General features: G+C 61.2%; 14 protein-coding genes. 10 read left to right on the top strand and 4 right to left on the bottom strand.

The genetic code is table 11. The annotated features are described in order from the left end of the window. Positions 1-17: 17 nt before the first annotated feature. Together V5N13_RS00215 and V5N13_RS00210 are read right to left on the bottom strand one after the other, a co-directional pair. A complete protein-coding gene (locus tag V5N13_RS00215) occupies positions 18-392 on the bottom strand; it encodes a YlbF family regulator (protein ID WP_336359117.1) in 375 nt (124 codons plus the stop codon). Between the two features lie 64 nt (positions 393-456). Beyond that, positions 457-1,068 (bottom strand): LysE family translocator, encoded by a 612-nt coding sequence (locus V5N13_RS00210; protein WP_336359116.1) that lies wholly within the window; start codon positions 1,066-1,068, stop codon positions 457-459. Between the two features lie 105 nt (positions 1,069-1,173). Between V5N13_RS00210 and V5N13_RS00205 the strand changes: the two genes are divergently transcribed. From V5N13_RS00205 to V5N13_RS00195, 3 genes are all read left to right on the top strand, one after another. Further along, the gene (locus V5N13_RS00205) at positions 1,174-2,511 is read left to right on the top strand and encodes a hypothetical protein (RefSeq protein ID WP_336359115.1); all 1,338 of its coding nucleotides are present in this window, start codon (positions 1,174-1,176) and stop codon (positions 2,509-2,511) included. Positions 2,512-2,670: 159 nt separating this feature from the next. Then, positions 2,671-3,708 (top strand): diphthamide biosynthesis enzyme Dph2, encoded by a 1,038-nt coding sequence (gene dph2, locus V5N13_RS00200; RefSeq protein ID WP_336359114.1) that lies wholly within the window; start codon positions 2,671-2,673, stop codon positions 3,706-3,708. Between the two features lie 44 nt (positions 3,709-3,752). After that, positions 3,753-4,259 carry a hypothetical protein gene (locus tag V5N13_RS00195; protein ID WP_336359113.1) on the top strand — a complete coding sequence of 169 codons (507 nt, stop codon included), beginning with the start codon at positions 3,753-3,755 and terminating at the stop codon, positions 4,257-4,259. 1 nt (position 4,260) lies between these two features. On the opposite strand, the gene V5N13_RS00190 is transcribed toward V5N13_RS00195, so the two are convergent. Next, positions 4,261-4,518, bottom strand: coding sequence for a DUF5789 family protein (locus V5N13_RS00190; RefSeq protein WP_336359112.1), 258 nt, complete (start codon positions 4,516-4,518; stop codon positions 4,261-4,263). A gap of 173 nt (positions 4,519-4,691) precedes the next feature. On the opposite strand from V5N13_RS00190, the gene V5N13_RS00185 reads away from it, so the two are divergent. Both V5N13_RS00185 and V5N13_RS00180 read left to right on the top strand, forming a co-directional pair. Beyond that, positions 4,692-5,081 carry a hypothetical protein gene (locus V5N13_RS00185; RefSeq protein ID WP_336359111.1) on the top strand — a complete coding sequence of 130 codons (390 nt, stop codon included), beginning with the start codon at positions 4,692-4,694 and terminating at the stop codon, positions 5,079-5,081. After that, positions 5,081-5,701 carry an METTL5 family protein gene (locus V5N13_RS00180; RefSeq protein ID WP_336359110.1) on the top strand — a complete coding sequence of 207 codons (621 nt, stop codon included), beginning with the start codon at positions 5,081-5,083 and terminating at the stop codon, positions 5,699-5,701. The genes V5N13_RS00185 and V5N13_RS00180 overlap by 1 nt, the downstream gene beginning before the upstream one ends. On the opposite strand, the gene V5N13_RS00175 is transcribed toward V5N13_RS00180, so the two are convergent. Further along, positions 5,702-7,345, bottom strand: a complete 1,644-nt coding sequence (locus V5N13_RS00175; RefSeq protein WP_336359109.1) for a rhomboid family intramembrane serine protease — start codon at positions 7,343-7,345, stop codon at positions 5,702-5,704. A 104-nt stretch (positions 7,346-7,449) separates the two neighbouring features. Here V5N13_RS00175 and V5N13_RS00170 point away from each other — a divergent pair, with 104 nt between their 5' ends. The 5 genes from V5N13_RS00170 to aceA all read left to right on the top strand — a co-directional run bounded on the left by V5N13_RS00170 (position 7,450) and on the right by aceA (position 12,126). Continuing rightward, the gene (locus V5N13_RS00170; protein WP_336359108.1) at positions 7,450-8,280 is read left to right on the top strand and encodes an MBL fold metallo-hydrolase; all 831 of its coding nucleotides are present in this window, start codon (positions 7,450-7,452) and stop codon (positions 8,278-8,280) included. An 81-nt stretch (positions 8,281-8,361) separates the two neighbouring features. Then, positions 8,362-9,735, top strand: a complete 1,374-nt coding sequence (locus tag V5N13_RS00165) for a hypothetical protein (RefSeq protein ID WP_336359107.1) — start codon at positions 8,362-8,364, stop codon at positions 9,733-9,735. Between the two features lie 41 nt (positions 9,736-9,776). Continuing rightward, complete coding sequence (locus V5N13_RS00160; protein WP_336359106.1) at positions 9,777-10,703, top strand: hypothetical protein; 927 nt, start codon at positions 9,777-9,779, stop codon at positions 10,701-10,703. Positions 10,704-10,951: 248 nt separating this feature from the next. Then, positions 10,952-11,119, top strand: a complete 168-nt coding sequence (locus V5N13_RS00155; RefSeq protein ID WP_336359105.1) for a hypothetical protein — start codon at positions 10,952-10,954, stop codon at positions 11,117-11,119. Continuing rightward, positions 11,113-12,126, top strand: a complete 1,014-nt coding sequence (gene aceA / locus V5N13_RS00150; protein WP_336359104.1) for an isocitrate lyase — start codon at positions 11,113-11,115, stop codon at positions 12,124-12,126. The genes V5N13_RS00155 and aceA overlap by 7 nt, the downstream gene beginning before the upstream one ends. The last annotated feature ends 61 nt before the right edge of the window (positions 12,127-12,187 follow it).

Here is a 12,187-nt window from a genome sequence, read left to right as displayed (position 1 = left end):
GAAAATGTTCGTCGCCGTCAGTCCTGGCAGCAGCCGCCTGCTTTCTCGCCGAAGTCGACGGCGAGCTCCGCGGAGATGGCGTCGTTGACCGCCGCGAGTTTCGCGTCGAGTTCCGCCTGTGCGGTGAGGAACTCGTCCATCACGGGTAGTTCGTGGAGGTCTGCCTGTGCGTTCTGGAGGTTGTGGAGGTCTTCTTGGGTCGCCTCGCCCGTCTGGCGGGCCAGCATGAACTCCTGGCGGAGCTGTTCGAACTTCTGGACGCGCTGTTGGGCTTCCTCTGAGTTCTCGACCTTTGCTTTCGTCGCTTCGAACCGCTGGTAGGCCGGTGAGTCAGCAATTGCCTTGCCGAGTTCCGTGCCCATGTCCTCCAGTCGTGCGGTTTCCATACTCATGGGCGTCGCTTAGTGAGCGAGACGTTTGAAAGTGCCGGTCAGTGCCATTTTCGGGTTGTCGAGGCTACAAATGGTCACCAACGGCGAGGCGTGCACCGAGGGCGACGAAGATACTCCCCGTGACCCAGCGAAGCCCGCGGTTGAGCGACGGCCGTGCAGCGAGCAGCGCACGCACCCGCCCCGAGAGGAGAGCGACGCTCGTGAGATACGTGAGCGTCAACACGGCGTAGATGCCCCCGAGTACGAGAAACTGACCGGTCGCGCCAGCGGAGTCAACGAACTGCGGGAGGAAGGCGAGAAAGAACAGCGCGACTTTCGGGTTGAGAACGTTGATGGCGACGCCTTGGAGGTAGCTGTGGTCGTCCCTGTCGTCATCCTCGATGGTGAGCGGTTCGTCGTCGCGGAACGTCTGGATGCCGAGGTAGATGAGATACAGCGCACCCGCGTATTTGACCAGCGAGAAGGCGGTGGCGGAGGTTCGCAAGAGCACCGACAGCCCAAGGACGGCCCCCAGCGTGTGGACGAGGATGCCAGTACTGATACCGGCGGCAGAGAGCAGCCCCGCTTTGGGGCCATCGCTCACACCGCGCGTGAGGACGTAGATGGTGTCCGGCCCGGGCGCGAGGATGAGTCCAACCGAGGCGACGATGAACAAATCGAGCGACGAGACTGCCATTGGGTAACACTGTCGGCACCGTGCATAAAAAATCGCCGGGAAACCAGTCAACTTCCCTACGAGACCGCCACAATCATTAAGTGAGCGCAGTCGATGACCGTCTCAATGGCATGGGTGCGGGCAGTGGCGTTGGTAGGGCTTCTGCTAGTGCTCGCACCGATGGCAGCCGTGGCCGACCAGCCGGCGGCGTCGCCTGCACTCACGGTCACGAGTTCGAAAACTCCCGACGGCATACGATACGACATCGTCGTCGAACCGGCAGCTGCCGAGGGTCTCTGGGTTGACCCGGGTGCCAAGTTCGACGTCGTCGGGGTTTCTGGACTGACGGAAACGAACACTGGCGAGCGACGCGTCTATCGCTGGGACGGCTCGTCCGCAGTCACGACCCTCACCCTTGAGTACACCGTCACGAACTCACACGCCGTCTCCGGCGGCCCTGAATACACCAAAACTGACGACTGGGTGCTCGGTCCCGTCCCCGGCCTCGAAGTGACGTGGCAAGAAGACGGCGAGGAACACACGCTCAGGCCGTTCGAACAACGCGATGCGGGCGTGACGATTGCCACGGACGGCCCGGGTGTCGTCGGGAAACGCTACGCTCTCCTTGGCCCATACGACCAGTACCAGCGCACAACAGGCGACGAAACCGTCCGGCTCGTCATCCCACGCGGCGCGGAGACTGCAGCCGACCCTACTCACATCCTCGACGCAGTGAGCGAGAGTAGCGCTTCACTCGACATTGGCCAACCACGCGGAACGGTGCTCCTGTTCGCGCTGCCGGACCCCGCCCGACGCGGCGGTGAATCGTTCCTCCGGATGCGCGAACTCTGGGTACACGCCGATTCGCGCCTCGACACGCCGAACAACGTCTGGCTCCACGAGTACGTCCACACTCGTCAAACGTTCACGCTGGCTCCCGAAATGCAGTGGCTGCGGGAAGCCTCGGCCGAGTACTACGGTGCTCGGCTGGCCGAAAAGCAGGGCCTCGTGAGCGAACACGAAGCCCAACAGTTCGTCACCAAGTCGGGCTACGAAGACGCCGTCCTCGCAGAGCCTGCGTCGTGGGACGACCGGGCGGTGCCGTACACCAAAGGGATGCGCACGCTCGCCGCTCTTGACGAACGCATCCAGACCGCGACCGACGGCGAGCGGTCGCTTGCCGATGTGTTCACCCGACTCAACGAGTACGACGGAACCGTCACCTACGAGGTGTTCGAACAGACCGTCGAATCGGTCGCTGGTGAGTCGATGGACGAGTGGCTGTGGAATCATGTGTACGAACGCGAACCCCCCAAGCCGTTGACCACGCCGTGGCTGATGCACCAAGCCCGCGAAGCAGCCACGCCGCTGGGGCTCGCAAGCGAGAGTGGGAACGCACCGATTTTCGTCGGCGTTGGCGTCGTCGCACTCGGCCTCACCGGTGGGCTGCTTCGTCGGCGTTAGCCTCCTGTCGGCGCTCGTGTCGAATGCCCAATCACACTGATGGCGATACCAGACAGGCAACCGGGTTTTGGGAAACACCTGCCTAACGAGTGGGTGAGCGACACACGGTCAGTCGGGGAAACGTCGCTGTTAAACGTCCGTAGCCGCTACGAACGCCCAATGACCAACGAATCGGAGTACTCAGAGGGCGACCTCCGAAACACGGGCCTTTCGCTCAAGCACGACCGGGAGTGGGACTACGAACTCGAACGCATCATCGAATCTGTCGAAGAGCGCGATGCGAAGAAAGTCGGTCTCCAGTTCCCTGAAGGCCTCAAACGCCGCGGTCCGGCCGTTGCAGACGACCTCCGCCAACTCCTGCCCGACGACGTGACCGTGATGATTTCGGGCCAGCCGTGTTACGGAGCCTGCGACCTCGATACCTTCCTCATGCGCCGCACCGACGTGTTCGTCCACTTCGGTCACTCGCCGATGAAGGAGTCTGACAAAATCATCTACGTTCCGCTGTTCTCGAACGTCGAAGTCACGCCCATCATGGAGGAGGCGTTGGCCGAACTCGACGGCGACGAGGTTGGCCTTGTTACCACTGCCCAGCACATGAACCGCTTCGACGAGATGCGCGACTTCTTAGAAGACGAAGGCTTCACCGTCCACACCCGTCGCGGCGACGACCGCCTCACCCACGAAGGGCAGGTGCTCGGTTGCAACTACGCCTCTGCAGACATCGACGCAGACCACGTCCTCTACGTCGGCGGCGGCAAGTTCCACCCGCTCGGCCTTGCGATGGAACACCCCGACAAAAAGGTCGTCATCGCAGACCCCGTCAACATGGTCGTCACCATCGCGGACACGGACAAGTTCCTCAAGCAGCGCTACGCCTCCGTCCACAAGGCGATGGACGCAGAGACGTGGGGTGTCATTTTCTGTACGAAAATCGGGCAGGGTCGCTGGGAAATTGCCCAAGAAATCTTAGAGAACAACGAGAACGCCTACCTCATCACGATGGACGAAGTCACCCCAGACCGCCTGCTCAACTTCGGCTTCGACGCCTACGTGAACACGGGCTGTCCGCGCATCACGACCGACGACGGCCCGCGCTTTAACAAGCCGATGCTCACCCCCGGTGAGTACGAGATTGCGATTGGCGAGAAGCCACTCGACGAACTCGAATTCGACACCTTCCACGGCACCTGGTAAGCGGGCTGCGCACGTTTATCCGCCGGTATCGCCTATTTTCGGGTATGAGTGAGGGTGGAACGACGGGACCGAAGTCGAGAGAACTGCGACCAGAGTCGAACGCGGAGCTGCGGACGATTGGGTTTCGGCTGCGCGAGATTCAACGACTGTTGAGCATGCGCGTAAAGCAAGAAAACGTGCGACTCGAAGCAGAGGGATTAGCGCCGGTCACGGACGCAGCGTTCTTCAAAGAGGGTACAGCGGAGCACGCCGTTTCGCGCCACCGAGTGAAATCACTGGCAGCCCAGCTTGGCGGGCTCGAGCTCGGCGCAGACGTACGGGTGGCACTCCTCGGTGGCACGGTCATCTCGGGGACGACCGGACCCATCGACTACGTCCCAACGGAACGCCTCCGGCTGGAAGTGCGTCCCCGTGACGACTCGTCCGTGCGATACGAGATTCGCGCCGTCGTCGAGGAAGCGGGGTGGTCGCCGGTCACGGTTCGGCGCTACGAACTCGGCGACGACGACTGGGAGGTTCTCGGCGTCGTGCGAAGCGTCGAGACCGAATAGGCTATCCCTCTCCTTCCGACTGGTAGGGTTCGCCCACAGCGTGTTGGGGTAACAGCGAGAGAATTTCGTTCAGCAGGTCATCCGGGGACTCAAAGCGGTCTTCGTTCGACCGTTCGAGAAGCGCCCCAAGGTTCTCGCGGCCGTCTGCGAGCTGTAACGTGACATCGCCACACTGCTCGACCGCCGCCGTGCGCTCGAGGGGGAACGACAACTCGTCCAGAACCGATGCGAGGTCGTTCAGTTTCACGTGTCGTGTCATGGCTGAGTATACGAGAGCCGACCAGATAGCCGTGTGTATCTGTCGCGTCCGAACGCCGAGTTAGTAGAATGCGTGGCCAGCGTTCTGCTCGTATCGGCCGAGGCGACCACACCAAATAATTACTATTGTGCATACACAAAACTATTAGTATGTCTATGGGGAATGGTGTGTCAATGAGCGCAACCCACGACGTCAGCCGAGCACTCGATTGCTGTGAGCCAGACGATGCAACCCCTGTGACCCTCGATGCGACCGAACTCGATTCGACGGGTTCTGACTACCTTCGGTCGCTTCGCGGCGCACTCAAAGAGAACAACTTCGTCCCCTCGCGCCTGCGCCTCTCGGCGGCGTTCGAGAAAGACTGCTCGCTCGCGACCCAGCGCGAAATCGATCGCGTGCGCGAGTACGTCCGCGTCGCAGACTTCCTCGGCGCGACGACGCTCACCGTCAGCGTTGACTCGGTGGCGAACCCGGAGAAGGTGCGCCCCGCTCTCTCGGCGTGTCGCGAGCGCGCAGACCGAGAAGGAATCAGCCTTGAGGTGACAGGCCCTCTTTCGCTCTAATGGGAACCAAACGCGCCCTCGAACAGCAGTTGGCCGTCGTCGCCGGATTCGAACGACCGAAGGCGAGTCTTGAACAGTACCGAACGCCGCCCGACCTTGCCGCACACCTCATTCACATCGCTGACTTGCAAGGCGACGTAGAAGACCGCCTCGTGGTGGATTTGGGCACCGGAACTGGCATGCTCGCGCTCGCCGCGGCGTTGCGGGGGCCAACGCGCGTCGTGGGTGTAGACGTAGATCCAAAACCCCTCCAGACCGCTCGCGAGAACAGACGGCGGGTCGGCACCCGCACCGACATCGAGTGGGTGAACGCAGACGCCACGCAGTTGCCGCTCTGTCCCGACGAGCTGACGACCGTCGTGATGAACCCGCCGTTTGGCGCACAGGACGACAACGTCCACGCAGACCGCGCCTTTTTAGAGACGGCCGCCGCGCTCGCGGACGTGTCCTATTCAGTGCACAACGCCGGAAGCCAGCAGTTCATCGAGTCGTTTGCCGAAGACCATGGCGGCGAAGTCACCCACGCGTTTCAGGCCGCCTTCGAGATGCCAAAACAGTTCGACTTCCACACGGAGGCGTCGAGAACGCTCGACACCGAAGTGTTCCGCATCGAGTGGTAGTTAGCCTTCGTAGGTTTCGCGCGCGGCGACCTGGATGCGGGTGCCGTTATCTGAGACGTAGATTTTGTCGTCAGTTCGCGTAAAGTCGAGTCCGCCGACCGCGACGGTTTCGTTCGGCGCGGGGAGCAAGCCACGGTCGAGCGTTTCGTTGCCCCGGGTGACGATAACGTCGTAGCCGAGTTGTGAGGGTTCGAGTGAGATGTTTTTGTTCGAAATCGTGAATGCCGTGCGCGACTCAGCAGAGACGAATGCGAGCACTTCCGGTGCGCCGGGTCGTTGGAGGTTGACTTTGTACACCGAGGAGTTTCCGGCGACCGTCCAGCCGTCGCGCGTGACCGTGACGGTCTCTTGCCAGCCCACGCCGCCGACTCTGACCGTTTCTTGGCCGGAGAACGCAAGGCGACCGCTCGTCACCGCAGTCGTCCAGATGTGTCGCTGTTCGCTGATGACGATGACGCCTGAGGTGTTCACCCGCGTCGTCTCGTTGAACGCGCTCACGTTGATGGCGAGAATCATCTGGTTTGGCACGTCTTCTGCGTAGGAGACGGTGTAGTCGCGAACCTCGACGGCGTTCATTCCGGGTGCCGTGGCGTCGTCAACCGTTGTGAGGTTCACCGGGACGGTCGGGACGCTGAGCAAGAGAAGACACATGACGAGCAGTCCGGACGCCACCTCCCAGCGCGAGAGGTCGAGGGCGCGGATCAACGGCCGGTCTGAGGCGCTCACGCCGACGGCGATGAGGACGGCGAGTGAGAACACGAGTGCCGTGCCGAGTGCCCGGTAGAGGACGAACGTTTCCGCGCCGCGAAACCAGTACACTGCCCAGAGGCCCTGCCCGACCGAAAAGAGGAGCGCGCCGAGCCAGAGCCGGAAGGCGTTCGGCTTGATGTTGCGCCGGTGGATGAGGAACACACCGAGGACGACCCCCGCGAACAGCCCGAGAGCGTGGCCTTGAATCGCAATCGACGCCCACCACGGTGTCTGGAACACCGGGCCTGCCTGCGCTTCGGTGACGGGCGTGCGAAGCGCGCTGTAGACGAGGCTGATGACGCTGCTCGCAGAGAGCGCGATGATGGTGGTGAGCGGATAGCGCACGAGTGCGAAGCCAGCGAAGGCGAACACGACGCCCGAAAAGCCGATGACTGGGCCGAGCGCGAACATGCCCGTGAAAACGCCGACGGCGAAAACCACGCCGACGAACGCGAGGATGCGCGCGAACGGATTGGTTCGAAGCGAGGTGAACGTCTGCGTGCCGCGTTCGGTGGGGTAGTGGCTGAAGGCGTACTCTGCAATCGGTGCGAGCGCGAGCGTACCGATGAGATTGCCCATCAGGTGTCCGGGACTCGCGTGGGAGAACGGCGCGGCGATGATACCGAGCGGATAGAGATACGACCACGCCCGGAAGGGAATGACCAGCGGGCGATACCAGTCAGCGATGCCCTGCTGGAGAAACAAGTAGACGGAGAGGACGCCGCCGATGACGATGAGGGTGCCCCACGGCACGCCGAGGACGAGACGTTTTCGAAGCGGGTCGCCCCACCGACTGTTGTGGCGGTCGAGCCACCACACCGCAGCGAGTGAGACGAGAACCGCAAGCACGGTGGCAAGTTGCCAGAGGGAGCGCCCGAACGGGAGAGAGACCATTATCAGTGAGTGAGAACCTCCTGCCTCTTTGTTCCTCCGTCCAGTGATTTGCGCGCCATCGGAGAGACGACACGTTTAGGCGGGTGGTGGCCGCAGTGTGGCACATGATTCACTCAGACTGGGGCGACTGGCTTCCGACGACGGTTGCGGAGGCAGACCCAGACGGCGTCGCCATTTGGTATCTCGGCTGCAACGGCTTCATCCTCAAAGGCCACGAGGGAACCACGATTTTCATCGACCCGTATCTCGGCACGGGCGACCCCGGCCGGACGCTTCGTATGGTACCCGTTCCATTCGACCCTGACGACGTTGTCGAGGCCGATGCGCTGCTCTGTACCCACGAGCATTCAGACCACGTCCATGGTGAGAGCCAAGCACCAATCCTCGCGAACACGGGTGCGACGATGTACGCCCCAGACGACAGCCTCGCGGTGGCAGAGGAAGAAGGCTGGGCTGAGACGTGGGACGTCTCACAGCAGCAGTTCCACGAGGTCGCAGAAGGTGACACGCTCACGGTTGGCGAATTCGACATCACCGTCGAAGTCGCCCACGACCCTGATGCGACCCACCCCGTCTCCTACGTCATCGACCACGACGCAGGGACGTTCTTCCACGGCGGCGACTCAAAGCCCCACGAGAAGTTAGAGCGCGTTGGAAACGAATACGACATCGACCTCGGCGTGCTCGCCTTTGGCTCTGCGGGGATGATTCCTGACAAGCAGACCCGCGTGCCCAAGTATACGAAGTGGTACGCAGACGAAAACGAGATTATCGACGCCGCCCGCGCACTCAAGCTCGACCGCTTACTGCCAAGCCACTGGGACATGTGGAAAGGCCTGACTGCAGACCCGACGGCGCTGCACGACCACGCGCGGCGTTTCGAGTATCCGAAACGACTCGAAATCACAGAGATTGGCGACTGCGTCACTCTGTAGCCGGTCTACACGGCAGCAAACCTGTATTTTTTATGAACTTTCTCGGGTAGTTTTATGTATTTTCCGGAGAGATTCAGAAGTATGAGTAACTCACCCGTCGCAGAAGAACTCGCGGTTTCTCTAGAGGATGTCACAGTCACAAAATCCTACCAATCAGAGAAATTTCCGGTTCCCGCTATCGAATTTGTCATCGAATCAAACCGCGACGACGACGCACTCGTTCGCCTCATCGACTACCCGCCCGAGACGATTTCGAAAGATGACCTCGGCTTTCACCCCGAGTTCGGCGCAAGTTACTGGACGGTCGCAGACGACCACATCGTGTTCGAGCGGACGGTTGCGGCGGGCGAATCGTACACGACCGTCTACGGGGTTCGGGACGTAGACGACGAGGGCATCGAGGCGTTCCTCACCGAACCGGAACTCGTCATCGTGGATGCGAGTGAAGATGTCGAAGCCGTCCTCGGGGAGGACAACAATCAGGTCGTCCGCGAAGTGCTCGCGGGCACGGCAGAGACGGTTCCGGGCACAGAGCCAGCGGCGGAGACCGACCACGACTCAATCGAGGTTCCAGACTCCGAACCGGAAGCGGACGAAGACGAAGACGAAATCGAGCCAATCGAACTCGAAGACCCAGACCCAATCGGAGACTCAGCGCCAGCCGATGCAGATGAACCAGCCGAAGCGCAAGCTGAGGTTGACGAACCAGCCGAAATCGAAGCGCCAGTTGAACCGGTCTCCGAACCCGAAGCGAACGAAGCGGTAGACGAAGAAGCGTCGGAGGAAGCCACAGAGAGTCGCGGCCCCGCAATCATGCCGGGTAACGTGGCGGCGGCACTCGCCGCAGAGGTGCGCGAAGGGCGCGTGTCGAGCGACGCCCTCGACGTGTTGCGCGAGGAGCTGACTGTCGAAGCCCACGACGACAGCAACGACGTGCGCATCAAGCACCTCCAATCGCAGGTCGCAGATCTCACGGCGTACACGGCGGCGCTCGAAGACTTCATCGACGAAAACGGCCCCGGTCGCCACCTCCTCGACAACTTAAAGAGCGAACTCGCGAACGTAAACGACGATCTCCACGACCTGAACCAGCGCGTTGACTCGAACGGCAAATCGATTCGCACGCTCGAAGACGACTCGCTCGAACTGCGCGATAACATCAACGAACTCGACGAGCAGGCCGCGACCGTGCGCGGCAACCTGAGCGCGCTCGAAGACGACGTGCTCGACGTGCGTGGCAGCATGGACGACATCGAAAGCGACGTGAGCCGGCTCGACGACACGATTGACGACGTGGTCGAAGAGCAAGAAGAGCAACTCGCAGAACTCACCGAGAAACACAAACGCCGCCTCGATGAGGTGCAGGCAACCCAAGCAGAGTTAGAGGAAACGGTCGCAGAGATGAAGCAGTGGCGCGACCAACTCGCCGGCGTGTTCGGCGGCCAAGCTGAATAACAACCGCAATCTGTTTTAGAGGGAGTCCCTTGGACTCGATAATGACCGAGACGATTCCGGTCGCCGTGCCACGCAAGGGCCGCCCGCTCGAAGCCGTCTTAGAGCGGCTCGCGGCTCGCACCCGGGAACTCGATGAGACCGCGCCGTTCGACGACGTTGCAGACCACGTCATTTCGACGCTTCGCTACGAGAAGGCCATCACGAAGGGCAACCAGAGCGCAGCGGAACCCGTCTACGACCGGCTCGCAGACTACAGCGACTTAGCCGACCCAGAAGCGCCCGAGTTTACGCTGTTGCGCGACGACCGCGAGGCGATGCCCCGACGCATCGTGTTCGACAGCGTCACCGTGCCCGTTGGCGACGTGGAAGTGCAACTTGTGGGGCGCGAAGAGCCGTTTCGCGCGCTCAGAAAACACGAGTTCGCCCTCGGCTTCGACAGCGCAGACCTCGTATTGGAAGAAGTCGTCGAGTTGCGCGAAGAACCGCTCGCGCGCATCGCGGACCTGAACGCGCGCATCAGCCCGCGCGACACGGACGTGCGCGTCGTGACCGGGCTTGGCGATACGGTGTATCACACGCTGCTCGTAAGTCCGGAGCGCAAAGCAGACGGCCCTGACGTCCCGCTTGGCCACGAGTTCGTGAAAGCTCACGACGGCCCGTTGTGTATCTCGCCGCGCTATGAGCGCCTCGTCGAAGCCATCCTCGGCACCGACGCCATCGAGAACGTCACCTTCTGCTATCCGGAGGAGGGCATTGAGGAAGAAGAAGCGATTGCGGACGTTGGCCTCGGCGTCTATCTCACGGTGACCGGGTCAACGGCGCGCGACTACGGGCTCGAACTCGGCGAACGGCTGTTCCCGAGCGAAACCGTGCTCCTCGAAAATCACAAGGAGGCGACGACCGACGCCGCCCGAAAGGCGAAACTGCTGTTCTGTAACCCCGAACTCGACACGGAACTGTCGGTCTGAAACGGGGCTTTTCGGTAGACGCAAGCCGATTGGCACGGGGGGTTTGTCACGGTTTGTCACTTATATTGTTTTGAGATGTCTTAAGCCACTAATCCCATTATAGAATATTAACATTATAAATCATAAAGGTTTTTTACCCGGTCGTAGTTCGCAATGATGTAGTGACAAACCATGACTGTACACACCGCAGTACATCGCCGGTCTGCACAGCTTCCTTACCAGCCAACAACCCCACCCAGTCGACCCACATGCCACGACACACTGACGACCTGACCGCACCGCTCGTCCCGCACATCCATTCGGATGGCGAGGACGACCGAGAACCGACGCAGACCGACTTGTACGAACAGCTTGCACAGCTGCAAACGCAGCTCGACCAACTCGAAACAGACCTGAGAGAATCATTCCAATGTTAGACGACTACATCACCGACACGAACTTCGACATCAAAGACATCGACAACCCGAAAGCCCGCGAACTCCGAAACAAGCTCAACAACCAGGACTACGTGTTCGCGCCTGGCCTCTATCACGCCTTAGACGCTCGGCTCGCCGAGATGGCTGGCCACGACGCAGCCTACATGTCCGGTTACTCGACCGTGCTTGGCCAGTTTGGCTTCCCCGACCTCGAAATGGTCACGATGACCGAGATGGTCGAGAACGCAAAGCGCATGTGCGAAGCCACGAACCTGCCGGTCATCGCGGACTGTGACACGGGGTACGGCGGCATCCACAACGTCCGACGCGCGGTGCGAGAGTACGAGAAGGCAGGCGTCGCCGCCGTCCACATCGAAGACCAAGTTTCGCCAAAGCGCTGTGGCCACATCGCGGGCAAGCAAATCGTCTCGCGTGACGAAGCCCGCGCCCGCTTCGAGGCCGCGGTGGACGCAAAGCAGTCAGAAGATACCATCATCATCGCCCGCACGGACGCCTACGGCTCTGCGAACGGCGACTGGGAGGAACACTTAGAGCGCGGGCGCATCTACGCCGACGCTGGCGTCGACCTCGTCTGGCCAGAGATGCCAGACCCATCGCGCGAAGACGCCGTCAACTACGCAGAGACGATTCACGAGACCCACCCAGACCTCAAGCTCGCGTTCAACTACTCGTCATCGTTCCGCTGGTCTGAACAGGAAGACCCGCTCACCTTCCAAGAGCTCGGTGACCTCGGCTACAAGTACCAGTTCATCACCCTCTTCGCGCTCCACTCCGGTGCGTACGCGGCCTACGAGGACATGAAGAACTTAGCCGAGAACGCAGAACAGGCGCAGTTCGACTTAGAACAGAAGTACATCGGCCACCCAACCGAGAGCCACCACGAACTCTCGAACGTCCCACGCTACCAGGACATCGAAAAGCAGTTCGACCCACTCGCCAGAGAGCGCATCGAATCCTCCGAAGGGTTCGCAGAATCCGACGACTAAGCTCTCGGCTCGATTTTCCGCAGTGCTCACATAGCTGACATAGTATTTAATCGACCACCTG

The sequence above is a fragment of the Haladaptatus sp. ZSTT2 genome (assembly GCF_037081775.1).
Lineage (GTDB): Archaea > Halobacteriota > Halobacteria > Halobacteriales > Halococcaceae > QDMS2.
Note: the sequence above shows the minus strand (reverse complement) of the source record. Positions and strands in the feature narration are given on the sequence as shown.

Bases quoted from the DNA above. Each gene is read 5' to 3' on its own strand.
- V5N13_RS00205 (WP_336359115.1), top strand. From the start codon at position 1,174: ATGGCATGGGTGCGGGCAGTGGCGTTGGTAGGGCTTCTGCTAGTGCTC.
- V5N13_RS00160 (WP_336359106.1), top strand. From the start codon at position 9,777: ATGACCGAGACGATTCCGGTCGCCGTGCCACGCAAGGGCCGCCCGCTC.
- V5N13_RS00215 (WP_336359117.1), bottom strand. From the start codon at position 392: ATGAGTATGGAAACCGCACGACTGGAGGACATGGGCACGGAACTCGGC.
- V5N13_RS00185 (WP_336359111.1), top strand. From the start codon at position 4,692: ATGAGCGCAACCCACGACGTCAGCCGAGCACTCGATTGCTGTGAGCCA.
- V5N13_RS00180 (WP_336359110.1), top strand. From the start codon at position 5,081: ATGGGAACCAAACGCGCCCTCGAACAGCAGTTGGCCGTCGTCGCCGGA.
- V5N13_RS00190 (WP_336359112.1), bottom strand. From the start codon at position 4,518: ATGACACGACACGTGAAACTGAACGACCTCGCATCGGTTCTGGACGAG.
- V5N13_RS00155 (WP_336359105.1), top strand. From the start codon at position 10,952: ATGCCACGACACACTGACGACCTGACCGCACCGCTCGTCCCGCACATC.
- V5N13_RS00170 (WP_336359108.1), top strand. From the start codon at position 7,450: ATGATTCACTCAGACTGGGGCGACTGGCTTCCGACGACGGTTGCGGAG.
- aceA (WP_336359104.1), top strand. From the start codon at position 11,113: ATGTTAGACGACTACATCACCGACACGAACTTCGACATCAAAGACATC.
- V5N13_RS00165 (WP_336359107.1), top strand. From the start codon at position 8,362: ATGAGTAACTCACCCGTCGCAGAAGAACTCGCGGTTTCTCTAGAGGAT.
- V5N13_RS00175 (WP_336359109.1), bottom strand. From the start codon at position 7,345: ATGGTCTCTCTCCCGTTCGGGCGCTCCCTCTGGCAACTTGCCACCGTG.
- dph2 (WP_336359114.1), top strand. From the start codon at position 2,671: ATGACCAACGAATCGGAGTACTCAGAGGGCGACCTCCGAAACACGGGC.
- V5N13_RS00210 (WP_336359116.1), bottom strand. From the start codon at position 1,068: ATGGCAGTCTCGTCGCTCGATTTGTTCATCGTCGCCTCGGTTGGACTC.
- V5N13_RS00195 (WP_336359113.1), top strand. From the start codon at position 3,753: ATGAGTGAGGGTGGAACGACGGGACCGAAGTCGAGAGAACTGCGACCA.